The sequence below is a fragment of the uncultured Streptococcus sp. genome, from assembly GCF_938036805.1.
Taxonomy (GTDB): domain Bacteria; phylum Bacillota; class Bacilli; order Lactobacillales; family Streptococcaceae; genus Streptococcus.
The window spans coordinates 1-22,282 of the sequence record NZ_CALHWC010000141.1; the positions used below are offsets into that span (position 1 = coordinate 1).

The following is a 22,282-nucleotide window of genomic DNA, read 5'->3' on the forward strand; positions in this document are numbered from 1 at the left end:
CAGACCGTCTTCAATTGAAGAAATACTCACCAAAACTTCGCAAACACGTTGTGTTCACAGAAGTGAAGTAAGCACTCAATACGGATCAATACATAAGAAAAACGCTGATTTCAAGCGTTTTTTCTTTTTCTTGAGTTCAGTACATCGCAATATAAATCAACCAAATCACTACTTTTTTCACTACCTTTTTTGTGAAATAAATTAGATGTTCGGATATATAGAAAACGCTCTAGTCATATTGTCTAGAGCGTTTTTGGATTTTATAATTTATTCAATCTTTTAAACTACTGTATATTCCATCGTTTAATTCATCTCAATTATCAAATAGCATCAGCTTTTTAATACATCCAAACACAAAGTTGTAAAATTGCTTTTCTATTGATATGTTTAATAATAACATCTATTCACGACATTCTGGAATAAAAACATGAGTAAAATTAGGATTTTCAGAAGGCCATTTTATGAATATTCGCCGACCGAATACATTTTGATTAAACTTGATTTCTTCTATTTCATAGTATATTTCATCATCCATATTAGTACTTTTGTTTAAGAAATCTAAGATTTCTTGTTCAAATTTCAATTGTCCAGTATATGCTTTAGAATTTCTATTTGCTCTATAATCTTGAGGTGAGACGTTGCTTTTATTCCCTCGACCAAAAAATTGATGAACTTTGAATTCATTTTCCTTAAGTTCATCCTCTGTAAGTAGGAACTTATCAAATGAATCGGCAATAAAATGCCCTTTGTCCTTAATGCTCTCTTTTAAAGTAGACTTTATTTCAACATTATTGCTTTCAGTAATATTATGATTAACAATATTTAGGCTAGAAACGAAATAGTTAGCGTTTGGTTTTTTTCTAAGTATAACCTTCCACATTATTGGATTATCGCAAAATAGAGGTGTTTTCACAACTTGACAATCCTCTATTACACTATTTGCGAATGTGTAATATTGGCCTTTTGTGATTTTTTCCATTTTCCAATTTTTAAACTCATAATTCCAACTATCAATGTTCAACTTATCACCATATTTATTATGAATAAATGATCCCAATGTGATTTTTAAATCGTTATCTTCTATTGCCATATGTTATTTACTCCTATTATTGATCTTTCTGTTTTATTAAAATTTATTAATTAAGTTCAATACATTTTTTACAAATTTTAAAGGCCTTTTTATTTGTTGTCAAAAAATTTTTTGAGTTAATAATTTTTTGGAAAAGTCCATATTCAATTACTGTGAAGCGACAGAATGCTTCAGCATACTCAATTTGATTAGGATTTAAATGTTCTTACATAAAAAATCCTTCATTTTATTATAGCATTAATATCTTATAACATTTACACTTGATGCACTTACAATAAATAAGTTTCTTTGTTCGCTTACTTATACTTTATTTATAAATCCTGTTATAAGAATAGTTGCTAATTAACTGATTATAAATAGCAATAATATGAAGCTTCTAAGTATGGTATAATAGTAACAAAAACAGTAAGCTGATTCCTTGTTTCCTTAGTTCATAGATTTGAACTTTAGCTTTATAACGCAATTCCATTATAAATACCCCAATGTTAGATTTTTTCTGTCCAACTTTTCGGGGTCAGTTCATTTCAAGCGTTTTTTCTTTTTCTTGAATTCAGTACATCGCAATATAAATCAATCGAATGACTACATTTTTGACTACATTTATTTGAAATGAGAATATCGATTCGGACAATCAAAAGTAAGAGGAACTTCATTATGAGGCTCCTCTTTTTTCTATGCTCGCTCCAACATCTATTTTATTATTGTGTTATGATAAAATAGCATATAATTTGATGTTCCCGGTTTTACTCAGCTCGACAAGCTGGAATTTATTTACTTACGGTATTCCTCTACTTTAGATTCATACTTTTTTAAAAGTTCCCGTGAGTAAACTTTTTCATGTATCGAGTTTCTAACTTCTTTCCAGAGAATAGCTGCAACTTTTAACTTATTAGAATAACAATCGCTCAATTCATCTAAACAAAAGTCTTTTAGAAACTGATTCCATTGGCAAGCCGAACTATCATACTTGGCATAATCTGACTCACCATAATATATTTTAATCATATCTTGAATAGTGAATTTTATATCTTTATCCCTTTTTACTTTTCGCCAAGCCGTCGCCATATCAGCACTAAATTTAAAGGGACTAATGCCTGTTACAGCTGAAAAATAATCTCGAAATTTTTGGTTAAAAGAAAAACCGCAGTTAAGTAGCGGAGTCTCCAAGGTTATCACTTCGGCTTGACTTTTGTCTCCTTTACTCAAAAATTTTTCTATTTTATTTCCCCTAAAATATTGTTCGATAATATAGTTCAATTCTTGCTTCGTACATCTATACTCTAATCCAAGGGACTTACAAATTTGTGAAAGTTCTTCTCGATACCAATAGTATCTATTAAATTCTTCAAATGATTTTATATCTCCAAAACCAGGTCTTTTTTCTTTCATATGCCCACCTTAATAAATTCAAATTTGTCAGACAATCAATTTACTTGCTAACTTGTAAACCCGTCTTATCACTTTACTTTCTAAGTTCCAGCTATCGAGCTCAATTTTAAGCAACTAAAAATCGATCCGAAGTTTTTATGATATGTGCTGTTTCTTTGACGTCCAAATCATCTGTATACAGCAAATGATTTTTCTCAATAATTTTAGCTAAGAACTCATTTCTTGACTGGATAGATAAATCGCCTGTTCTTTCAATTTCTTTTCTAGAAGAATCTCGATTTCTAAGCGTTTCTTCTTCTGTTAGCAAGACACAGTATTTTAAGTTTATCTGTCTTGTCTTTAAAAACTCTGCGATTTTCTTCAGTTGTTCCTCAAATATGACGTATTCTATGATGACTGTAATGCCTCGGGCCATGAAATTATCGGTCAGACTGATGACATTATCCCAAAATAAATCCATGTAATAGCCATCATCCTCCCAAGGTGCTACTAGGCCGCTTTTAATCATTAAGTAGATCATGTCGCCTTCTATCACCGCACTTTTATCAAAAGAGTAAGCTAGTTCTTTGCTGACCGTGCTTTTTCCAACGCCTGGAGGCCCTGAAATGATATAAACACAATTTTCCAACTTAATACCTCTGTCAATTCTAACAATTCTGAAAATAACTGCCCATATTATAGCATTTCTAAGATATTATTTCTATCGTCTTCAAATCCTTCAAAAAAGTGTGTGAAAATGGGTAAAATTCAGAGAAAAATTCTCAGAAAGAAGCAAGAAAACCCTTTCTTTTGGAAATTTTCATTTTAATGCAATAAATTTTGACAGATGGTCTGCTAGCCTTTATAATAGTATTATTATTAGAATTAGGGAGAGTATGTCCATGCCAAGCAATGAAGAGAACAAAGGTATGTTGCGTAATTTTTTAGGGGGCTTTAAGCGTCTTATAAAAGGAGAAGAGCAGGAGGAAGAATCGTCTGCTTCCAATAATAATCAAGGAAGTGCTCCGCAGGTAAATATGACCCAAGAAGATAGAGAGAATTTCCTCATCGAGAAAGCTTTGGAATCTATCCAATACTACGACCGCTTAGATGTTATGAATATCGGCGGAGAAGAAGATCCAGACGAATCTCAAGCGATAGAAGGTGAATCTAGTCTGGCTCAAGAAAAAGTGACAGTTAAGGGGCCTTCGACTAGCGAGGCAGATTCTGCTGAAACAAGCCTCTCAACAGCGGTAGATTCTCGGAAAAAGCGGGGCTTGAAGAGCGCTGCAGACTCAATATCCTTATCATTGAGTATTGAAAGCAAAAAAGCGTCTCGGAGCTTATCCGTCTCCAAATCACAAACACAAAGTTTGGCAGTTGGCCAATCTGACAGCAAGGAAGCTGATACTTCTTCCAGCTTATCGGTGGCTGAGTCGATTGCACAAAGTTATGCCATCGAACAATCGATCTTTGAAGAAAATAGAGCATCGTTAAGCCTATCTATTTTTGAGTCGGTATCGCAAAGCATGGCCGCTGAAGAGTCTATCAGTTCAGATAACGAGGCATCTACCAGCTTATCTGTAGCAGAGTCTATTTCACAAAGTATCGCGATTCAAGAATCAATCAGCGCGGAAACGGAAGCATCTCTTAGCCTGTCTGTGGCTGAGTCTATTTCTCAAAGCATCGCGATTCAAGAATCAATCAGCGCGGAAACAGAAGCATCTCTTAGCCTGTCTGTGGCGGAATCTATTTCTCAAAGTATCGCCATCCAAGAATCAATCAGCGCAGAAAGCGAAGCATCTCTTAGCCTGTCTGTGGCGGAATCTATTTCTCAAAGCATTGCCATCCAAGAATCGATCAGCGCTGAAATCGAAGCGTCGCTTAGCCTGTCTGTAGCTGAGTCTGTTTCCCAAAGCATCGCCATCCAAGAATCAATCAGTGCGGAAATCGAAGCGTCTACCAGCTTGTCCGTAGTAGAGTCTATTTCGCAAAGCATTGCGATCCAAGAATCGATCAGTGCAGAAATCGAAGCTTCACTGAGCCTGTCGGTGGCAGAGTCTGTTTCCCAAAGCATTGCTATCCAAGAATCGATCAGCGCTGAAATCGAAGCATCTACCAGCTTGTCCGTAGCTGAGTCTGTGTCTCAAAGCATTGCCATCCAAGAATCCATCAGCGCTGAAATCGAAGCGTCTAAGAGCCTGTCTGTGGCTGAATCAGTGTCTCAAAGCATTGCAGTCCAAGAATCTATCAGCGCTGAAGTCGAAGCGTCTGCTAGCCTGTCTGTGGCGGAATCGGTGTCACAAAGCATTGCGATCCAAGAATCAATCAGCGCTGAAATCGAAGCGTCTAAGAGCTTGTCCGTGGCGAAGTCTATTTCTCAGAGCGTTGCCATCCAAGAATCTATTAGTGCAGAATTGGAAGCATCGCTAAGCTTATCTGTAGCAGAGTCCGTTTCTCAAAGTATCGCGATTCAAGAATCAATCAGCGCGGAAATCGAAGCGTCTAAGAGCCTGTCTGTGGCGGAATCGGTGTCACAAAGCATTGCTATCCAAGAATCAATCAGCGCAGAAATCGAAGCATCTACCAGCTTGTCCGTGGCGGAGTCTGTATCTCAAAGTATCGCGATTCAAGAATCGATCAGCGCTGAAAGCGAAGCATCTACTAGTCTGTCGATAGCTGAATCTGTGTCTCAAAGCATCGCTATTGAAGAATCAATTAGTGCAGAGAGCGAAGCGTCTATCAGCTTGTCTGTTGAAGAATCCCAAGTCTTAGATAAAGCTATTAAACAGTCTATTATCACGGAAAACGAAGTGTCTACTAGCTTATCTATCGTAGAGTCTGAAGCACTAAGTAAAGCGATCGAGTTATCAATTAGTGCAGAAAATGAAGCGTCTATCAGCCTATCTGTAGCGGAATCCGAAGCCTTAAGTCGGGCAATTGAACAGTCTATCAGTGCTGAAAACGAGGCATCGCTAAGTCTATCTATTACTGAAAATGAAATTCAAAGCACCGCTATTGAACAGTCTATCAGCCTAGAAAACGAAGTATCTACTAACCTGTCTATGGCGGAATCCCAAGCGAAAAGCGTGGCCGTAGAGCAGTCTATCAGCTTGGAACAAGAACAGTCACGCAGCCTGTCTATCGCAGAATCGCAATCACAACATGCGGCGGTAGAACAATCTCGCAATCTGGAACAGGAATATTCATACAGTTTGGCAGCTGCGGAATCTAGAGCGAAAAGAGATACTATTGAGCAGTCTACCAGCTTGGAGCAAGAACAATCATTTAGTTTATCTACTGCAGAATCTAAAATCCTCAGCAGAGCCGTTGAACAATCAATCAGCGTCGAACAGGATCATTCATTCAGCATTTACCTTGCCCAATCTGAAGCCCAAAGTAAGATCATTGAGCAGTCTATCAGCCTAGAGCAAGAACAGTCACGCAGCCTATCTATTGCTGAATCACAATCACAAAGTATCGCTATTGAGCAATCAATGAGCGTGGAAAGAGAGCGTTCAATCAGTCTATCTATCGCTGAGTCACAATCACAAAGAATGATTATTGAACAATCAATCAGTGCAGAGAGAGCCCATTCGATCAGTCTGTCTGCTGCCGTATATCAATCGCAAAGCATGGCTTCTGAGTTTACTACTGTCACACAGAATCTATCAACCTTAGCCATGATTACTAAGAGACAGAAAAAATAAGCTCAGAACAAACAGCGAATGAATACTGAAAGGAACTAATATGATTAGAAATATTCTATCAAGTAATGGTAAAAGTCTAGGAATCACCGACATTCTACCCCAGTATGGTGAAGGCTATCGTCTCTCTGTCATGGACGGAACAGTTGATTATCGAACAATTCCCTTAGGAGCCTACGATCTGTTCAAACAAGGCTCCAGCAAACAGGATTATCTGGCAGACATTGAAAAAATTAAAACAATGGGCTTCAATACCTACCAGCTGTCCTTTTCATGGACTCGCCTCTTCCCAACTGGAGAAGAGCGGAGACCCGATGCTAAGGTCCTTGCTTTCTATGAGTCAATTATCGATGCACTGCTAGAGAATGACATCGAACCAATTGTAAGCCTATCTCATTTTGATTTTCCGCTTCATTTGTATGAAAAATACGGCGCATGGAAAAGTCGTCAAATGATTGCCATGTACGAAAAGTATTGCGAAGCCGTTTTGACCCACTTTAAAGAAAAAGTCACTTACTGGATTACCTTTAAAGAAATGAGCGCTCTGTCTTATTTGCCATTCTTAGGCGCTGGGCTACACTTTGACAGCACAGAAAACCAAGAACAACAAATTTGGCTGGCTGCCCACCATCAGCTAATCGCATCCGCAAATGTGGTTAAGCTCGGTCAAACCATCAATCCAACCTTCCAATTCGGTAGCTTGATTACCATCAATAGTGACTCCCACCAAGAAAATCACTCAGCTACTGATGCCTTGGGCCATGAGCTGAACAGACGTAAAAACTACATTTTTACAGATGTGCAGACCAAGGGACACTATCCAAATCACTTCCTTCGCTACATTGAGCGAAATCAGCTGGATCTGGGCATTACGGAAGAGGATGTCTTCGCCTTAAGAGAAGGCATCGTGGACTTTGTTGCCTTCTCACATTATGCGGCGGAAAATATCCAGGATTTGTTTACCAACAAATATGTCCGCAGAAATGTAGAAGCTTGTCTGGCACAACCTGTCCTTCTTCGAATTGCCATGTCTGAGCTATATGAGCGCTACCACAAGCCTCTCTTGGTCATTGAGACTTGTTCTGAGGTCTCTGACCACCCGCAATTAGCTAAGAATATTCAAGACAACGTTCAAGAAATTATTAAATCCGTTGAGATTGACGGGATTGAGTTGCTTGGCTACACACCATTTAGCTGGAGCGATGTAAATATCTAGGATCCAGTCTCAAGCTCAAAACATAGAAAAAATCTCCCTAAGAAAGTGAATAATCACTTGTGGGGAGATTTTTGATGTTTTAGAAGAGCAATCAAAGCCTTAATCTTTTCCTTTGCTATCTCTAAAAATCCGATAGCTGGTCTCAGCGACAGGCAGGCCGATGATGGTGTGCATATCGCCTGTAATTGAGCGGATAAAGCGAGGATCCAGCTCCTGAAAGCCGTAAGCACCTGCCTTATCCAGCGGGCGCTTATCATGCAGATAAGCCTCGATGACAGGCTCTAATTCTGGGTAATAGTCTACAAAGTCCACCTGCGCCACGGTGTAAAAAACTTCTAGAAAACCCTGCATACGTAGGCAGACCGAGGTCACTACATGGTGGCTCTTGCCAAAGTAAGAGCGGAACATCCGACTGGCTTCAGCGATATCCTGTGGTTTATTGTAAATCTGATCATCCACTACGACGATGGTATCAGCCGAAATATAAAGAGTCTCAGTTTCCAAGTCCAAAGTGGACTTGGCTTTGGAAATCTCACAACAAATCTTGGCTGCCTTGGTCAGAAAGTCCTGAGTATCAATGCTTTCCATACAATGCTCTTCGATAGCTCGCTCGTCCACTTCTACAGCCTGAATCTCTGGATTCAAAAAACTCAGCAATTCCTTGCGTCTGGGCGACGTAGATAGCAGGACAAAGCGACGAATCCTTCCTTTTTCACCTTCCCTTTGGTAGTCAAAAACCGTCTTCATGATTGTCCTCCCGTGTCCTTTAATTGAAAGAGTTCTTCCACCCGCAAATCAAAAACCTGAGCGATTTTTAAAGCCATCTCTAGCGAGGGATTGTAGCGATTATTTTCCAAGTGCAAGATCGTTTCGCGCCGCATTCCAATACGGTCAGCTAACTCCTGCTGGGTCATGCCAATGGATTCGCGGACGGTTTTGAGATTGGTGATAATATTGCTTTCCTTGGCCATTTTTAACCCCTCTTTTCAAATAAAAAGAAGACAAAACCAAAGAACAAGACCAAGACACCAATCATGATGAAAAATATTCCGGCATTGACTGTGATAGAACCTACATTAGCGCTAAGGCCTGCAAGTACCAGTAAAGTTGCTATACAGATGGCAAACATCAAAGTCGCTGCTTTTGCCAGATTGGCATAAAAGCGCTCGTCTGCTCTCTCCTTGACCTTTTTCAAGGCAAAAAATAACAGAAAGAGAAGCTGGATAGCGAGGAGCCCTCCCAAGGCAATGTACTTTATAATGGACGGATTGGTGCTCGGAGTCCACAACCAAATTCCGACGGTATAGATAGAGGTTGCCGTAAGCGTCAGTAGATTATAAAATTTCATGGTTAGATTATAGGCTTGCTTTTCTTGGACCTCTTTTATCTTCTTAGGCCATAGTTTCATGTGAAACCAAGACCAGATACTCACGAGCTGACCTAAACTTACTAAACCGACAATCATCCACTTGGCTGGCCAGTTGAGATTGCTGGGAGCAAAGAAAACAGCGAAATCAATAAAGAGAGCGGTGGCAACCATCAAAATGAGGCCACCCATTTTTTGACTTTTTTTCATGATAGACTCCTTTCGCAGTGTTAGAAATATTTAACACCTTTATGTTATAAATATATCACACACAAGAATAAAAGACAAGCATTTATGTGCTATTTGAGAATTTTTTTATTTCCGCAAACAAAAACCCCAGAATTTCTCTGGGGAGCTGGCTTATTCTTTACCAATACAATATTCTTGGTGTTCTTGCAAGCTTTCATCAGTCTGAATGGTTACTTTGGCAATGCCATAAGCCAAGAGCTTTTGGCGCAGGACAGCCTGCGTTTCAGCCAGCAAATTTGGATTTTCCAGACAGATATGAAGCATGGAATATTTTTCTGAACCATCCGTCGTCCAAACATTGAGCTGGGTAATGGCTCGCACGTTTTCCAGCACTGCTATTTCCTGATAGAGCTGACTGAGATCCACATCGCTGGGCACATGGTCTAGGAAAATCTGGATATTCTCCCAAAATTTTGGCAGAGCCTTGCTGAGAATAAAGCCTGCGATGACAAGAGAAAGCAGCGGATCCAGAAAATACCAATCGGTGAAGCGCAGTATAATAGACACTCCGACAACTGCTAGCCAGCCCAAGATATCCTCAAGAAAGTGCAAGCTAAGAATAGATTCATTGTGGCTGTGTCCATGGCTGACTACTCTGCTAGCTGCTATATTGACGACAATGGCGACAATCCCTAAAACCAACATGCCATCATAATTTACCTTCTCAGGGGCAAATAATTTAGAGACATTTTCCACGATTACCAAGGTCGAACCGACCAACAAAATCACTGAGGTCAAGAGAGCACCCAGCAGGCTGTAGCGCTTATAACCCAAGGTATATTCTCGGTCTTCTTTTTTTGTGGAAATCTTCTCAAAAAGAGTCGATAGGCCAATAGCCAGAGCATCTCCTGTGTCGTGAATTGCATCCGCTAAGACAGCGCTAGAATGAAAGAGAAGGCCAAAGATCAATTCAATAATGGCAAAAGAAAAGTTTAACAGGAAGGCAATTGTCATATTTTTACTGGATTTCATGCGAACCTCCTTAAATATTTGCTTAAACGAATACTATTTATGGTATAATCTAATCAATACCGAACACTATGTTCAATTATATTATCTCCTATTATTAGAAAGGAAACAAGAGCCAGTTCATGTCCTTTGTCTCTTAGCAGACAAAAAGCTCTTTTTGTACGGAATTTCCATGGATAGACGAGTAAAAAAATCACGCGCAGCTATTTACCAAGCCTTTATCAGCCTGCTCAATCAGAAAAGCTACGAGAGCATCACCGTTCAGGAAATCATTGACCTAGCAGATGTAGGCCGCTCCACCTTCTATAGCCACTTTGAGACCAAGGAAACCCTGCTGGAGGAACTCTGCCAAGAGCTCTTTCAGCATACCTTTATCGAGCGCTCCGAAGGACGCGATTTATTTGAAGCGACAGCCCATATTTTTCATCACTTTCGGAAAAATCAGGATCGGATAGCCACCCTTCTCTTGGATAAAAATACTTACTTCATCAACCGCCTGAAAATCGAGCTGGAACACTATCTCTTTCCCATGATTCAGCAGAAATTATTGCAGGAAAAGAGTCATCTGCCAGAGCATTTTCTAAAAAATTATGTGACGTCAACTTTTGTGGAGACGGTCAGCTGGTGGCTGCAGCAAAGAAAGCAGGTCGATGAAGACACGATTTCCCACTATTTTCTAGACTTGATGAACTAATCTGCAATTTACCTGTCATTTTCAGTAAAGATGTGGTATAATCGTTCCTTGACGCACGAAAGGAGATTGATAACTTATGAAAAAAGAACACTCACCATTTTTAATTCCAGGTATTATCATGATCGGAGTTGCCTTGCGGGCACCTTTTACTGTTTTACCTATCGTTCTGACAGACATTGCGGAGGGGCTACAGGTTCCAGTTAGTTCCCTAGGCCTCTTGACCAGCCTGCCCTTGATCATGTTTGCCCTCTGCTCGGTCTTTGCTCCGCGCTTAGCACAAAAGATGAGCTTAGAAAAACTGTTTGCTCTTGTGTTACTCGTGCTAACTCTAGGCTCGCTGATTCGCGTGTTTAATCTCCCCTTACTTTATACGGGAACTATTATTTTAGGAGCGGCTATTGCTGTCTTAAACGTCCTTCTTCCGAGCTTGATTCAGGCCAATCAGCCGCATCGTGTCGGTCTTTTGACAACTCTCTATATCACATCGATGGGACTGTCGATCACGATTCTGTCTGCTCTGGCTGTTCCCATCGTTCAAATGAGCTCTTGGCAAGGTCTCATTTGGATATCAACCTTGATTTGCTTTTTGATTCTCTTGGTTTGGCTGCCCAATATCAAATATAGCCATCGCTTGGCGGCTAAACAGCAAGGAAAGCAAGAGCAAGGAGCTCTTCTAAAAAATCCAAGAGTCTGGGCCTTAATTTTATTTGGTGGCTTACAGTCACTACTCTTTTATACCAGTATGACTTGGTTGCCAACCTTGGGGCAGCAAGCTGGCCTTTCTACTGATACGACCGGACTACTAGCAGCGGTCTTTTCTCTGATTAGCCTGCCCTTTTCAATGACAATTCCTAGTTTGACAGCGCGCTTGAAAGCTCGTCAACGTCTGGTCATGATTAGCTTGGTTTCTGCGGCAGGTCTAATCGGCATTACCATGCTCTTGATTCGGACAGATTCCTTTGCTTATTGGCTGATTCTTAATCTCCTCATTGGCATGTCTGTCAGCGCCCTCTTCCCCTATCTCATGGTGACCTTCTCCCTCAAGACCTCTACGCCTGCGCAAACGGCCCAACTATCCGGACTGGCTCAAACTGGAGGATACATCCTAGCTGCCTTCGGCCCGAGCCTCTTTGGCTACAGCTTTGATTTGTTCCATTCTTGGACACCAGCCATCCTCATCCTCCTCGGTCTGACTATCATCATGACCACGAGCCTCTTTTACATAGAAAAATTTGACAAGATTCTATAAAACTTCTGATTCTCCATCAGGAGTTTTTTGTTGCCAAGTTTCTTGGTCGGATAGTAGCTTTTTCTTAGCAATTTTAGAAACATGCCGATTGCCCGCAACATAAAAGCCTAAGGGCTCTTGTCGCCATTTATCTGTGCAGGTGACCCCAATCCGCGGACGACTTTCGATTTGGACTGGTTTACAATCTTCATCAAGCTGCAAGGCACCTGCCAAACTCTGACCGTCAAAACGCTTGTCAATGCCAGCATATTTAGTCAGTTTCCCAGGCCCATTGGCCAAAAGGCGCCCATCTGGCAATTCCAAAGCCCGAATCAGAACAGCCTCGGGGATATGTTCACTCTTAGTCACCAGATTCAGCATCTGATGGCCGTAAATCTGATAGACATACCAATGGCCGGCAGCCAGATACATGGATTCGTTTTTAGGAGATCGGCGCCCACCAGCAGAATGACAAGCACTATCCTGCTGACCCAGATAAGCTTCCGTTTCAACAATTCGTCCCAAGACTTGGCCGTCTAAAATTAACTGCATGCCTAAAAGAGCCTTAGCAGTTGCTACCGTATCTTCTTCCATTAATTTCCAAAATTCACTTGAAATCATCTTACCCTCATCTTATCCGCTTAATTTTTTTGATTATAACATAATTTCAAAAGGACTTTCATATTTTCGATAAATGCACTTACATTTCATTATAAACGCTTTCATATGCTTATAAAATGGATTATAATGAACTTATAAAGGAGCAGAAAGGATAAAGAAGATGTATCAGGAGCAGCGGCTTTCAAAAATGCTGGAACTTTTGGAGGACAGAGGACAGCTGGCAGCTAAGGACATGGTGGATTATTTTCAGGTTTCTAAGGACACTATTCGCCGTGATTTCTCGATTTTGAGCGAGCGAAAACTGGTCCAGCGTACCCATGGCGGGATTATTCCTTTGGAAACTAGTCGGCAAATTCCTTCTTTCAACGATCGTGTAGGCCAACTAAACCAAGAAAAAAAGGCTATTGCTCACAAGGCTCTGGACTTTCTCAAACCCAATCAGGTCAATTTCTTTGATGTATCAACGGTGGTTCTCAAGCTGGCTCAGCAAGTTCAGCAACCGATGACGATTTTTTCTCATTCTTTGGATAATGCCATCATGCTGAGTGGTCAAGAGCAGGTTGCTTTCCATCTTTTAGGTGGAAAGTTCTATCCGAGAAATCGTTTTTACTACGCCCTCAATGAAGCCGAGTTGCTCAGAGAAATTTCTTTTGATCTAGCCTTTATCGGAGCTGCAGGTCTGAAAAATGGCCAAATCAGCTTTGAAGATCAGGAAGATGCCTATCTGAAGAAGCTAGCTCTCAAGCAGGCCAAGACAAAGATTCTGCTGGCCGAGCAGGCTAAAGTTAAGAAAGAATCAACCTATATTTTAGGAAATATTAGCGATTTTGACTACTGGATCACCGATCAAAAACCTAGCCCTGAGCTAGAAGCTCTTCTGGCTGGGAAAGTCACCATTATTTACTAGTTTCATTTTATAGCTTATGGAGGAAGAACCATGACCAAGCACGATATTCGTTTGATTATCAGCGACATTGACGGCACAATTCTCGATGACCAGCACCAAGTAGATCCGCAACTGAGGGAGCAGATTCCCTTGCTGAAAAAAGAAAACATCCCTTTTGTTCTAGCCTCTGCCCGCTCTCCTCTGGGCATGGAGCCAATTGCGCGTGAGCTGGGACTGGGGGATAATCCTCTAGCCTGCTACAATGGTGCACTAGTCATCAAGGGTGATCCGCAAAATTACGAGACCATTATCGAGCATCCATTGGATAAAAAAGAAATTCGCACTTTTCTGGAGTTGGTCAAAACTAAGTTTCCTAGTGTTTCCAGCAATCTCTACTCTGGCAAAGATTGGATTGCTGACCGTTTGGATAGGTGGGTGCAGATTGAAGCTGAGATTACAGGTGAGCAGGCTATTATTCAAAATATTCTGCTGCCTGTTCTGGATGTGCTCATCCCAGCCCATAAGTTGCTGTTGATTGATGATGCAGCTGTTATCCAGCAACTCCATGCCTACTTGCAAACGATGGATTTTCCAAATACAGCCTTCTACCTGTCCAAGGACAACTATTTGGAAGTCACACATAAAGAAGTGTCAAAAGAGCAAGCCCTTCTAGAAGTGGCCAAACACTACCAGATTCCGCTGGAGCAGGTCATGACAATCGGAGACAACTTCAATGACCTTCCGATGCTACGACTGGCTGGTCTGGGAGTTGCCATGGGCAATGCCCCTGAAACAGTTAAAGCTGAGGCAACAGTCGTCACTAAAAGCAACAACCAACATGGGGTCGCCAAAGCTATTGAGGAATATGTTTTACTATAATGCAAAAAAATCTGCCCTTGAGCAGATTTTTTTATTGATGATAATCGTAGGCAAGGCGAGGGCTGCCATCTGGCAAATAAATCGTGCCACACTGGCTAAAACCGTAGCAGCGAATGGCTGCCTGCATCGGATGGTTATCCTCATGCGTATCAATGCGGAGATAGGGAATCTGCTGCAGGCAAAAGTCAAAACACTGGTAAGCCAGGCCCTTGACCTGTCCATTTGAAGCGATACGGTGGATTGTACCGTAAGGCTCTGAAAAATGCCAAGCACCTTCAATTTCTTGGTAGGTCGGATCTGGTCCGATGATGAACGCAAAGGTTCCAACAACTTGCCCAGCCTCTTCAAAGACATAGCAGTGGCCCGCCCGAATATCTTCCTCTACCAGCTGATGGTTCGGATAGGAAGCCGGCCACTGACTGGGATTTCCCATAGTCCGCATAAACTCCCTAGCCTGATCAAAAATTGCTAAAATCGCTGGGATATCCTGCATTTCCGCCAAGCGAATCATGTCTTCTCCTTCCAGCCTATTACCTTATTTGACAAATTCCTCGTAGTTACCCGTGTAATTAGCCCACTCCTTACTGAAGAATTTTTCATTGATCTGATAATTCGGAGCAGGTTGAGGGTTAGAGACAAAAGGATCGACAGCCTTGTCGAAAGCCAGCCAGCCATTCCAACCCATGTGGATCGTGTCCTGCATAAAGTAAGGCTTATCGCCGTCCTTAGAAAAGTCAGCAATATTTGTAAAGCCTTGACTCTCCAGCTGGAACTTAATCTTCTCAACTGTACGCTGGTACATCTCTTCACTCAATCCAGTATAGGCCATCCATTTGGCATTGACCGGTGGAATGACAAAGATAACATTCGTATGGGATTTGGCAAATTGTTCCAAAACTAGCTGCAAATCATTGTACTCGGGAGACTTTTCGTAAGACTGCTTGGATTGGAAGCCTTTGAACTTCTTGATTTTTCTAGCCAAACGCTTCTTATAAAACTCATTATCGATGCCTAAATCATTGTTATTGGTCTGCTTTACAGCATCTGCCGTAGCCAGCTTTTCCAATTCTTCATAGGAGAATTCATCTGGAAGACGGGAAAGCTGAGGTAAAACCTTCGTGTCATAGTTGCCATTATTACCAGCAGCAAATGTACTGAAAAATGCATCCTCCCGCTGATAAATCTGACTCATGGTATGAATATACTGCTGCTCAAAAGAAGTCAGTTGGCTTCCATCGGCCACTTTCCTGACAATATCCCCCATAGCAATGTTGGGATAGAGCTGCAAAAGCCGCTGGGCTGCATACTGAGAGCCTACACCACCGTCCTGCCAACTGAGAAAGCCAGCTAGCTGGTCGCTATTGAAATACTGCTGAAAAGCCGCCGCGTCATAGCCCTTTTTGGTAAACCATTGGGGAGAAACGACATAGACAGCCGTCTTATTTTCCAGCTCAGAGGTCATCTGCTGCATTCCAAAATATTGGTTGAGCGAAGCCGCCCCCCGCTGTCCTAGAAAATAAGGTCGGTAATTGCGGTCATACTTCTCAGCCAAAACAGCTGGGTGCATACTGTCAAAGCGCAGCCATTCGCTGGAGCCAAAGTAGGGCACAAAACGGGTATCTTGATCTGTCAGGGCCGTCATTTTTTTGCTACGGCTTTTGAACGTTTCTGCTGTGAGGGTCACAGCTGCCCGCTTCTCCGCTTCCACATCATGCTTTTTCTCAAGCGGATAGAAGAAAAAGAGCAGGGCGACCATGACCAAGGCGCAGAAGACAGGCCCCAAAATCAGCCAGAGTCGTTTAAGCATTACGAAGCTCCGTTACACCTTCAACGATTTTATTGGCTGTATTCCAGTCATCGCGGCCAAATTCTGACACTGGCACACGGATGTCAAAACGGTTTTCCAGCTCAACAATCAGCTCTACTGTCCCCATGCTGTCCAAAACGCCAGCATCAAACAAATCCTCGTCCATCATGTCCGAAACATCTTCCATAAATAATTCGTCAATAATTTCAATTACTTCTGCTTTTACATCCATTATAGTTTCCTCGTTTACATTTTATTTTTTAAACCAAAGGTCATTCAAAAATCCTGAGAAGATCAAGAATGAGAACATGACAACATGGAAGGTGATAACAACCCCCAGCGCTTGGGTCCACTTGTTGTCAGGCAGGGCTGGCAGTCCCTTACTTTTACGCTCTTTATTGATGGTCTTTTTCTTACGGAGCCAAGCGTCATTGACCACCAAGCCCAGACCATGGAAAAGACCATAGGCGATATAGTACCAGGTCACACCATGCCAGAAGCCCATAACCAACATATTGATCAGATAGGCCACACTGGAAGTCGTATTGCGGTTTTTAAAGACCTTGTTGCGCATGAGCACCATGACCAGCCGCATAAAGACAAAGTCGCGGAACCAGAAGGACAGGCTCATGTGCCAGCGATTCCAAAATTCCTTCAAATCGCGTGAAACAAAAGGCTTGTCAAAGTTGATAGGGCTCTTGATGCCCATGAGATTGGAAATGGCCACCGCAAACATCGAATAACCGGCAAAGTCAAAGAAGAGATCCAGACCAAAGACATACATGACGCCTAGCGTCCCCAGATTGAAGAAACCGCCAGTATAGAGGGCATAGGTCTTGACATGCCCTAAAATCATGTGGCCAAAGATATGGGCCAGGACAAACTTATAGAGAAAGCCCAGCATGATATACTTGACCGACTGCTCCAGCATATCTAGAAGCTCATCGCGCTCTGGAATTTGAAGATAATTTTCATTGAAACGCTTGAAACGATCAATGGGACCACTAGAAAAAGTGGGCATAAAGAGCATAAAGCGGAGGAATTCCCAAAGACTGAAATCAGTTAGTACGCCATCCCTCAGCTCAATAATCATACCAACTGAGCGGAAGGTCAGATAGGAAATCCCCAAAAAGCCAAAGAGTGATTGGTGGCCACTGATAGCTGGTTCGACCTTAACCCAGAATAGGGGCAGAACCGCCAATGCTGTATGCAAATAAAATATCCACTTGCTGTCCTGCTTTTTGCGGTAGAATTTATAAGAATAAACCCAGACCGTCTGCCAGACGACATAAAAGAGCAGGGCATAGAGCTGCGCCAGACTAGGACCCGTCAGCATCAAGACGATAAAAGCCAAGCTAACTAAGGCTTCGTAGACCGGGAAGCGTTTTTTAAAGAAAAGTCCGATAAAGATTGGCAAAACAGCCAAGATAAGATAAAGGAAATACTGTGGGTCTCCGTAAGGCTCCAGATGAGGAAGCTGTTTCAAGAAATCCATCATGACTTGTTGACCTCACTAATCAGCCCCTTGATATCAATCTTACCGTTTGGTGTTAGGGGCAGAGATTCCCGATAGAGGAACTTAGATGGCATCATATAAGACATCATGATATCCTGTAAATCCTCTTTGATAGCCTTGGTAATATCGATTTCGCGGTCAAATTGCTCTGCAACACCGTCTTTCAAAATAACGTAGGCCAATAAGTTTTGCACCTTGTGGTCCTTATTATAACGTGGCACTGCTACTGCCGCCTCGATATACTTGGATTTGTTGAGGTTTTGAGATACGTCCTCTAGCTCGATGCGATAGCCGTTAAACTTAATCTGGAAGTCCATACGACCGCCGTAGAGTAGGAGGCCTTCATCAGTCATCGTCCCCACATCACCTGTATGATAGGCTGGTAGCCCTTCAAATTCAAAGAAGGCTTCAGCTGTCTTTTCAGGATTGTTGAGGTAGCCCTTGGATACGGCTGGTCCACAGACAATGATTTCCCCCTGCTGACCATTTGGCAATTTTTGCCCATTTTCATTGATAACAAAGGTTGGTGAATCCGCCTTGGTATAGCCGATTGGCAGACGCTTGAGGGTCGCTAGCATCTCATCCGTGATGGCAACTGCAGACAGAGCCACCGTTGCTTCGGTCGGGCCGTAGGCATTGATAATACGAGCCTCAGGGAAACGCTCCCGCAATTTCTGAGCTGTCTTGACCGTCAGCTCCTCTCCATCAAAGTAAAAATGCGTAATGCCTGGCATCTTTTGGCTGTTAAAATCTTCCGAAAGCATGGCCATATCCGCAAAAGACGGTGTAGAAGTCCAGATTGCTACAGGCAGGCTGAGAATCGCTTCAAATAGCTGCTTGAAGTCCTGAGTTAGACTAGAAGGCAGGGCATAGAGAGTCCCTCCCAACGCCAAAGTCGGTGCCCAGTACATAACTGACAAGTCAAAAGAATAAGGCGGTTGTGCCAGCATTTGCGGACGGCTCGGTGTCGCAAATTCCTTGTCTGTAATCATCCAGTTGGTAAAGCTGAGCAGGTTATCATGAGAGATTTGCACACCTTTAGGTTTACCAGTCGTACCAGAAGTAAAGATAATGTAATAATTATCATCTCCCTTGACTGGATGGCTAATCTCATAGGCAGTCTTCTCTGCGTAAGCCGCTCGAACCTGATCCAGACTGAGAATAGCTGCATCTGTATCAGCCAGCGGAAAATCTGCAATGGCGATAATCAGGCTTGGTTCAGCTACTTCCACAATAGCAGTCACGCGCTCCAAGGCTGAATGACTATCAATAGGAATATAGGCATGACCTGCCTTAGTCAGAGCCACAAAAGTAGCCAGCATTTCATACTCCTGACCACCGTAGACAACGACGGGTGACTTTGGAGCCAGCCCCAAGCTATCAATCTTGGCTGCCAGTGCATCGGAGTCGGCCTTTAGATCTCCGTAAGTATGAACTTGTCCAAGGACATTGTAGACAGGGAAATCTGGCTGCGTCTGAGCAAAGTGATCAATTGCTTCAATCATATCTGTAATTGCTGTATTTGACATGTGTATAGTACTCTCTTACATTAAAATTCATTGTAGATAAAGCCACCTTGACCTTGACCAAGATAACTAAAGAAATAAAGCAGGGCTACGAAAATCACAAAGTATAGCAATGTCTGCCCTACAAACTTATAAATCGTCTTATATTTCGTCATTTCATTCACTCTTATCTTTTTTAGATAGACATAGATTATTTTACCATTTTATAGAGAAAGATTTCAATATAAAAGCTATCAATTGTGTAAAGTTCTTGTAAGGAAATAAATAGAAAAAGAGTTACTTCCCTTATCTTTCAAGGATGAAATCCTTTTCAACATCTATAAGTAAAATTTCTATATATTACTTGACTTTTTGTTCGAAAGGGATTATCCTATATGTAGAAAGTTTATATATAATATTTTTATATATAGGAGGTAGTGCATGTATTTCCCTACATCTTCTACCCTGATAGAATTTCTGATTTTAGCGATTTTAGATAAAGAAGATTCCTATGGCTACGAGATTAGCCAGACCATCAAGCTCATTGCCGATATCAAGGAGTCCACGCTTTACCCTATCCTGAAAAAATTGGAAAAGAGTCAGTATTTAGAGACTTACTCTCAGGAATATCAAGGTCGAAAACGAAAATATTACTCTCTGACCCCAAGAGGTCAGAAACAACTGGTCAACCTTAAAGATGAATGGGAGCTTTATACCAACACGATTAAGGGCATTATCGAAGGGAGCATTCGCCATGACAAGAACTGAATATCTAGCCCAGCTAGAAAAATATTTAAAAAAGTTGCCAGCAAAAGACTATCAAGAAGCCATGGACTACTTCACCGAGTACTTTGACGAGGTCGGTCCAGAGGGAGAGGCAGCAGCTATAGCTGAGCTGGGTAGTCCCAAAGAAGCGGCTCACGAGATTATCATCAATCTTTTGGACAAGAAAATAGAGGAAGACAGCCAAGAAGCTGGCTCTGTCAAAAACAGCAAGCAGATCGTCCAGATTGCTATTCTGTCCATCTTGGCGGCTCCACTAGCAATTCCTCTATTAATTTTGGCTTTGACTTTGATTTTTACTTTCTTCCTCCTCGTCAGTGTCCTTGCTTTTGTCATGGCCGTCTTTACCTTTGCTATGCTTCTCCTAGGGGCTAGTCTGATTTGGGACAGCCTGACTCTCGGCATGACCACTTCTATTCCTGCTTTTGCCCTTAGTTTGGGGATGAGCCTTTTAGCCTTGGGGCTGGCTGGACTCTTCTATCTCAGCATTGGTCCTATCCTTCGCTTTATTAAACTGAGTTTTGTCAAACTCGCCCAAGCCTTGGCACGGAAAGGAGGCCGTCATGTCTAAAGCAAGAAAAACCATATTCAACTTTGCTATTGCTGCCTGTCTGCTGGGTCTAGGCCTCATACTGGCAGGGCTAGCAAGTGGTGGGCTGCAGGATCTGGCGAAGAGCTCAGCCGCTAGCACCAAGATGGCCAAGCAAGAAGAAACCTATGACAATATCCATTCCTTAAATCTAGAGCTGAGCAACCGCTCGGTTGTAATTGGAGAATCGCCCGATGATAAGGTTCATTTGACCTATTATCAAGGAGACGGAAAGACAACTGAAAAAATCAGTACCAAGGCCGAAAACGGTAGTTTATACATTAAGGAATCCAGCTTTTTTATCAACATTAGCAGCGGTCTGCGCTCTTTACTGAGCTTGATAAATGGAGATTTTGAAAGGACTCAACAAATCACTCTAAGCCTACCTAAGGGAAAAAACTTGGAAGAGGTTAAGGCAAGTTTAGCTAATGGCAGCCTATCAATCAATGACCTGACAATCAAAAAATTAAAAGCCGATCTCAGCAATGGTTCAATCGAACTCAGTCATAGCCAGATTCAGACCGGCAGCATTGAAAGTGCTAATGGCAGCGTCGAGCTAGTCCAAACCAGCCTGACCGATACTCAAATCAGTCTCTCCAACGGTAGTATCACTAGTGATAAACTGATTCTCAAGGGCAATATCAACATGTCCAGCAGCAATGGCTCCATCGATCTCCATCTCGCCGAAGAGACCTACAAAGCCATCTCACTAGACCTGCAAACAGATCTAGGTGACATTGAACTGCCCAAGGACATGCAGACCAGCCACGACCAAGATAACTTTATAGGTGATCGGGTCATTCATACCAATGAACAAGCTCAAGCCAAGCTGACCGCCCGCACCAGCACCGGCAGCATTGCGATTCGCCATTGAAATAGAACGGAGCCTGATTGGTTCCGTTTTTTATGTTTAAAATGGTAAAATAAGATAGGGAGGGGTTTCGAATGACAAATTATAAATGGATATTTTTTGATATTGGTTCTACTTTAATCAATGAAGAGAAAGCTTATCAAGATAGGATTGAACAAGCAATTGCAGGAACAAATATCACTCATGATGCATTTTATCAGCGGATGCTACTCTCATTTAAAGAGGGGGAAAAGGGAGATTTAATAGCATTACAAGAGTTTGGCCTAGAACGTCCGAAATGGAACTCTGAACTAGAAACACTTTACCCAGATACAAAAACGGTATTAGAAATACTACATAATCGCTATAAAATAGGTATTATCGCTAATCAACTACTCGGCTTAGAGGAGCGATTAGAAAAGTTTGCTATCAAACAATGGATTGATCTGATTATCTCATCAGCTGACTGTGGATTTTCCAAACCTAGTTCTAAAATTTTTCAACTAGCCCTTCAACAAGCTTCATGTTCTGCTTCATCTGCTATTATGATTGGTGACAGACTTGATAATGATATTGCGCCAGCTAAGACATTAGGCATGAAAACTATTTGGATCAAACAAGGATTTAGTGCATATAGTCCAATCCAATCACCGTCAGAAGAACCTGATTTTACTGTAAATTCCTTATCGGACTTGCTAAAAATTCTCTAACCCCACCTTTACTTCCTATAGCCTTTATGTTATGATACTCTATAAAAAATTATCACAAGGAGGTTCCTATGAAAAAACTCACATCTGGCATGCACATTCGGGTCGTCAGTCCCTCGTCGTCAATCGAACGCCTTGGTGGCTTTGAAGCCAATCTAGCCGCCAAGGAGCGCTTGGAAAAGCTAGGATTTATCGTATCTTTTTCGGAGCATTATCTGGAAAATGATATACTAGGCTCTGCCTCCATCGAAA

25 protein-coding genes and 1 pseudogene are annotated in these 22,282 nt (G+C 41.9%); 12 read left to right on the forward strand and 14 right to left on the reverse strand.

The genetic code is table 11. From position 1 onward, the window contains the following. Positions 1 to 71: 50S ribosomal protein L33 (gene rpmG, locus Q0191_RS05505; RefSeq protein WP_297664597.1), on the forward strand; the 71-nt coding region annotated here is incomplete at its 5' end. Between the two features lie 329 nt (positions 72 to 400). Here the strand turns inward: rpmG and Q0191_RS05510 are convergent. From Q0191_RS05510 to Q0191_RS05520, 3 genes are all read right to left on the reverse strand, one after another. Next, entirely contained in the window at positions 401 to 1,090 is a 690-nt protein-coding gene (locus Q0191_RS05510; RefSeq protein WP_297664551.1) for a hypothetical protein, read from the reverse strand. A 771-nt stretch (positions 1,091 to 1,861) separates the two neighbouring features. Continuing rightward, positions 1,862 to 2,479 (reverse strand): SAP domain-containing protein, encoded by a 618-nt coding sequence (locus tag Q0191_RS05515; protein WP_297664553.1) that lies wholly within the window; start codon positions 2,477 to 2,479, stop codon positions 1,862 to 1,864. Positions 2,480 to 2,585: 106 nt separating this feature from the next. After that, positions 2,586 to 3,107: an AAA family ATPase gene (locus Q0191_RS05520; RefSeq protein ID WP_297664555.1), complete on the reverse strand. Its 522-nt coding sequence runs from the start codon at positions 3,105 to 3,107 to the stop codon at positions 2,586 to 2,588. Positions 3,108 to 3,360: 253 nt separating this feature from the next. On the opposite strand from Q0191_RS05520, the gene Q0191_RS05525 reads away from it, so the two are divergent. Continuing rightward, on the forward strand, positions 3,361 to 6,168 hold the full coding sequence (locus tag Q0191_RS05525) for a hypothetical protein (RefSeq protein ID WP_297664557.1): 2,808 nt from the start codon (positions 3,361 to 3,363) through the stop codon (positions 6,166 to 6,168). Between the two features lie 40 nt (positions 6,169 to 6,208). Beyond that, positions 6,209 to 7,381 carry a family 1 glycosylhydrolase gene (locus Q0191_RS05530; RefSeq protein WP_297664559.1) on the forward strand — a complete coding sequence of 391 codons (1,173 nt, stop codon included), beginning with the start codon at positions 6,209 to 6,211 and terminating at the stop codon, positions 7,379 to 7,381. 99 nt (positions 7,382 to 7,480) lie between these two features. On the opposite strand, the gene Q0191_RS05535 is transcribed toward Q0191_RS05530, so the two are convergent. The 4 genes from Q0191_RS05535 to Q0191_RS05550 all read right to left on the reverse strand — a co-directional run bounded on the left by Q0191_RS05535 (position 7,481) and on the right by Q0191_RS05550 (position 9,968). Next, positions 7,481 to 8,128, reverse strand: a complete 648-nt coding sequence (locus Q0191_RS05535; RefSeq protein WP_297664561.1) for a nucleoside triphosphate pyrophosphatase — start codon at positions 8,126 to 8,128, stop codon at positions 7,481 to 7,483. Continuing rightward, positions 8,125 to 8,352 (reverse strand): helix-turn-helix transcriptional regulator, encoded by a 228-nt coding sequence (locus tag Q0191_RS05540; RefSeq protein ID WP_297664563.1) that lies wholly within the window; start codon positions 8,350 to 8,352, stop codon positions 8,125 to 8,127. The genes Q0191_RS05535 and Q0191_RS05540 overlap by 4 nt, the downstream gene beginning before the upstream one ends. Positions 8,353 to 8,354: 2 nt before the next feature. Further along, on the reverse strand, positions 8,355 to 8,957 hold the full coding sequence (locus Q0191_RS05545; RefSeq protein WP_297664565.1) for a DUF3796 domain-containing protein: 603 nt from the start codon (positions 8,955 to 8,957) through the stop codon (positions 8,355 to 8,357). Between the two features lie 150 nt (positions 8,958 to 9,107). Beyond that, on the reverse strand, positions 9,108 to 9,968 hold the full coding sequence (locus tag Q0191_RS05550; protein ID WP_297664567.1) for a cation diffusion facilitator family transporter: 861 nt from the start codon (positions 9,966 to 9,968) through the stop codon (positions 9,108 to 9,110). A gap of 169 nt (positions 9,969 to 10,137) precedes the next feature. On the opposite strand from Q0191_RS05550, the gene Q0191_RS05555 reads away from it, so the two are divergent. Together Q0191_RS05555 and Q0191_RS05560 are read left to right on the forward strand one after the other, a co-directional pair. Continuing rightward, positions 10,138 to 10,659 (forward strand): TetR/AcrR family transcriptional regulator, encoded by a 522-nt coding sequence (locus tag Q0191_RS05555; protein WP_297664569.1) that lies wholly within the window; start codon positions 10,138 to 10,140, stop codon positions 10,657 to 10,659. 76 nt (positions 10,660 to 10,735) lie between these two features. Next, positions 10,736 to 11,908 carry an MFS transporter gene (locus Q0191_RS05560; RefSeq protein ID WP_297664570.1) on the forward strand — a complete coding sequence of 391 codons (1,173 nt, stop codon included), beginning with the start codon at positions 10,736 to 10,738 and terminating at the stop codon, positions 11,906 to 11,908. On the opposite strand, the gene Q0191_RS05565 is transcribed toward Q0191_RS05560, so the two are convergent. Beyond that, positions 11,903 to 12,508, reverse strand: a complete 606-nt coding sequence (locus Q0191_RS05565) for a DNA-3-methyladenine glycosylase (RefSeq protein ID WP_297664572.1) — start codon at positions 12,506 to 12,508, stop codon at positions 11,903 to 11,905. The two genes, Q0191_RS05560 and Q0191_RS05565, sit on opposite strands and share 6 nt — an antisense overlap. Before the next feature lie 160 nt (positions 12,509 to 12,668). Here Q0191_RS05565 and Q0191_RS05570 point away from each other — a divergent pair, with 160 nt between their 5' ends. Continuing rightward, positions 12,669 to 13,415, forward strand: a complete 747-nt coding sequence (locus Q0191_RS05570) for a DeoR/GlpR family DNA-binding transcription regulator (RefSeq protein WP_297664574.1) — start codon at positions 12,669 to 12,671, stop codon at positions 13,413 to 13,415. A 30-nt stretch (positions 13,416 to 13,445) separates the two neighbouring features. Next, complete coding sequence (locus Q0191_RS05575) at positions 13,446 to 14,273, forward strand: Cof-type HAD-IIB family hydrolase (protein WP_297664576.1); 828 nt, start codon at positions 13,446 to 13,448, stop codon at positions 14,271 to 14,273. A 31-nt stretch (positions 14,274 to 14,304) separates the two neighbouring features. Here the strand turns inward: Q0191_RS05575 and Q0191_RS05580 are convergent, their stop codons facing one another. The 6 genes from Q0191_RS05580 to Q0191_RS05605 are packed head-to-tail and all read right to left on the reverse strand — an operon-like array spanning position 14,305 to position 19,277. Next, the gene (locus Q0191_RS05580; protein WP_297664578.1) at positions 14,305 to 14,784 is read right to left on the reverse strand and encodes a GNAT family N-acetyltransferase; all 480 of its coding nucleotides are present in this window, start codon (positions 14,782 to 14,784) and stop codon (positions 14,305 to 14,307) included. Positions 14,785 to 14,808: 24 nt separating this feature from the next. Continuing rightward, positions 14,809 to 16,080: a D-alanyl-lipoteichoic acid biosynthesis protein DltD gene (gene dltD, locus Q0191_RS05585; RefSeq protein WP_297664580.1), complete on the reverse strand. Its 1,272-nt coding sequence runs from the start codon at positions 16,078 to 16,080 to the stop codon at positions 14,809 to 14,811. Next, entirely contained in the window at positions 16,073 to 16,312 is a 240-nt protein-coding gene (gene dltC, locus Q0191_RS05590; protein WP_005591431.1) for a D-alanine--poly(phosphoribitol) ligase subunit DltC, read from the reverse strand. The genes dltD and dltC overlap by 8 nt, the downstream gene beginning before the upstream one ends. Positions 16,313 to 16,333: 21 nt before the next feature. After that, positions 16,334 to 17,578, reverse strand: a complete 1,245-nt coding sequence (gene dltB / locus Q0191_RS05595) for a D-alanyl-lipoteichoic acid biosynthesis protein DltB (RefSeq protein WP_297664583.1) — start codon at positions 17,576 to 17,578, stop codon at positions 16,334 to 16,336. Next, entirely contained in the window at positions 17,575 to 19,125 is a 1,551-nt protein-coding gene (gene dltA, locus Q0191_RS05600; protein WP_297664585.1) for a D-alanine--poly(phosphoribitol) ligase subunit DltA, read from the reverse strand. The genes dltB and dltA overlap by 4 nt, the downstream gene beginning before the upstream one ends. Before the next feature lie 20 nt (positions 19,126 to 19,145). Beyond that, positions 19,146 to 19,277: a teichoic acid D-Ala incorporation-associated protein DltX gene (locus Q0191_RS05605; RefSeq protein ID WP_005591428.1), complete on the reverse strand. Its 132-nt coding sequence runs from the start codon at positions 19,275 to 19,277 to the stop codon at positions 19,146 to 19,148. A gap of 265 nt (positions 19,278 to 19,542) precedes the next feature. Here Q0191_RS05605 and Q0191_RS05610 point away from each other — a divergent pair, with 265 nt between their 5' ends. The 5 genes and pseudogenes from Q0191_RS05610 to Q0191_RS05630 form a co-directional block, all read left to right on the forward strand. Next, the gene (locus Q0191_RS05610) at positions 19,543 to 19,869 is read left to right on the forward strand and encodes a PadR family transcriptional regulator (protein WP_297664589.1); all 327 of its coding nucleotides are present in this window, start codon (positions 19,543 to 19,545) and stop codon (positions 19,867 to 19,869) included. Continuing rightward, positions 19,856 to 20,455, forward strand: coding sequence for a DUF1700 domain-containing protein (locus Q0191_RS05615; RefSeq protein WP_297664591.1), 600 nt, complete (start codon positions 19,856 to 19,858; stop codon positions 20,453 to 20,455). Before Q0191_RS05610 ends, Q0191_RS05615 begins: the two co-directional genes overlap by 14 nt. Further along, positions 20,448 to 21,347 carry a DUF4097 family beta strand repeat-containing protein gene (locus Q0191_RS05620; RefSeq protein ID WP_297664593.1) on the forward strand — a complete coding sequence of 300 codons (900 nt, stop codon included), beginning with the start codon at positions 20,448 to 20,450 and terminating at the stop codon, positions 21,345 to 21,347. The genes Q0191_RS05615 and Q0191_RS05620 overlap by 8 nt, the downstream gene beginning before the upstream one ends. A gap of 71 nt (positions 21,348 to 21,418) precedes the next feature. Beyond that, entirely contained in the window at positions 21,419 to 22,033 is a 615-nt protein-coding gene (locus Q0191_RS05625) for an HAD family hydrolase (RefSeq protein ID WP_297664595.1), read from the forward strand. A 68-nt stretch (positions 22,034 to 22,101) separates the two neighbouring features. Next, a pseudogene (locus tag Q0191_RS05630) lies at positions 22,102 to 22,282 on the forward strand (LD-carboxypeptidase); the annotation flags it as partial.

What these genes read in the sequence shown, in the direction of transcription:
- Q0191_RS05525 (WP_297664557.1), top strand. Translation starts at nt 3,361, where the DNA reads ATGCCAAGCAATGAAGAGAACAAAGGTATGTTGCGTAATTTTTTAGGG.
- Q0191_RS05550 (WP_297664567.1), bottom strand. Translation starts at nt 9,968, where the DNA reads ATGAAATCCAGTAAAAATATGACAATTGCCTTCCTGTTAAACTTTTCT.
- Q0191_RS05615 (WP_297664591.1), top strand. Translation starts at nt 19,856, where the DNA reads ATGACAAGAACTGAATATCTAGCCCAGCTAGAAAAATATTTAAAAAAG.
- Q0191_RS05515 (WP_297664553.1), bottom strand. Translation starts at nt 2,479, where the DNA reads ATGAAAGAAAAAAGACCTGGTTTTGGAGATATAAAATCATTTGAAGAA.
- dltB (WP_297664583.1), bottom strand. Translation starts at nt 17,578, where the DNA reads ATGATGGATTTCTTGAAACAGCTTCCTCATCTGGAGCCTTACGGAGAC.
- Q0191_RS05535 (WP_297664561.1), bottom strand. Translation starts at nt 8,128, where the DNA reads ATGAAGACGGTTTTTGACTACCAAAGGGAAGGTGAAAAAGGAAGGATT.
- Q0191_RS05625 (WP_297664595.1), top strand. Translation starts at nt 21,419, where the DNA reads ATGACAAATTATAAATGGATATTTTTTGATATTGGTTCTACTTTAATC.
- dltD (WP_297664580.1), bottom strand. Translation starts at nt 16,080, where the DNA reads ATGCTTAAACGACTCTGGCTGATTTTGGGGCCTGTCTTCTGCGCCTTG.
- Q0191_RS05565 (WP_297664572.1), bottom strand. Translation starts at nt 12,508, where the DNA reads ATGATTTCAAGTGAATTTTGGAAATTAATGGAAGAAGATACGGTAGCA.
- Q0191_RS05605 (WP_005591428.1), bottom strand. Translation starts at nt 19,277, where the DNA reads ATGACGAAATATAAGACGATTTATAAGTTTGTAGGGCAGACATTGCTA.
- dltA (WP_297664585.1), bottom strand. Translation starts at nt 19,125, where the DNA reads ATGTCAAATACAGCAATTACAGATATGATTGAAGCAATTGATCACTTT.
- Q0191_RS05545 (WP_297664565.1), bottom strand. Translation starts at nt 8,957, where the DNA reads ATGAAAAAAAGTCAAAAAATGGGTGGCCTCATTTTGATGGTTGCCACC.
- Q0191_RS05510 (WP_297664551.1), bottom strand. Translation starts at nt 1,090, where the DNA reads ATGGCAATAGAAGATAACGATTTAAAAATCACATTGGGATCATTTATT.
- Q0191_RS05575 (WP_297664576.1), top strand. Translation starts at nt 13,446, where the DNA reads ATGACCAAGCACGATATTCGTTTGATTATCAGCGACATTGACGGCACA.
- dltC (WP_005591431.1), bottom strand. Translation starts at nt 16,312, where the DNA reads ATGGATGTAAAAGCAGAAGTAATTGAAATTATTGACGAATTATTTATG.
- Q0191_RS05540 (WP_297664563.1), bottom strand. Translation starts at nt 8,352, where the DNA reads ATGGCCAAGGAAAGCAATATTATCACCAATCTCAAAACCGTCCGCGAA.
- Q0191_RS05610 (WP_297664589.1), top strand. Translation starts at nt 19,543, where the DNA reads ATGTATTTCCCTACATCTTCTACCCTGATAGAATTTCTGATTTTAGCG.
- Q0191_RS05555 (WP_297664569.1), top strand. Translation starts at nt 10,138, where the DNA reads ATGGATAGACGAGTAAAAAAATCACGCGCAGCTATTTACCAAGCCTTT.
- Q0191_RS05580 (WP_297664578.1), bottom strand. Translation starts at nt 14,784, where the DNA reads ATGATTCGCTTGGCGGAAATGCAGGATATCCCAGCGATTTTAGCAATT.
- Q0191_RS05530 (WP_297664559.1), top strand. Translation starts at nt 6,209, where the DNA reads ATGATTAGAAATATTCTATCAAGTAATGGTAAAAGTCTAGGAATCACC.
- Q0191_RS05570 (WP_297664574.1), top strand. Translation starts at nt 12,669, where the DNA reads ATGTATCAGGAGCAGCGGCTTTCAAAAATGCTGGAACTTTTGGAGGAC.
- Q0191_RS05560 (WP_297664570.1), top strand. Translation starts at nt 10,736, where the DNA reads ATGAAAAAAGAACACTCACCATTTTTAATTCCAGGTATTATCATGATC.
- Q0191_RS05620 (WP_297664593.1), top strand. Translation starts at nt 20,448, where the DNA reads ATGTCTAAAGCAAGAAAAACCATATTCAACTTTGCTATTGCTGCCTGT.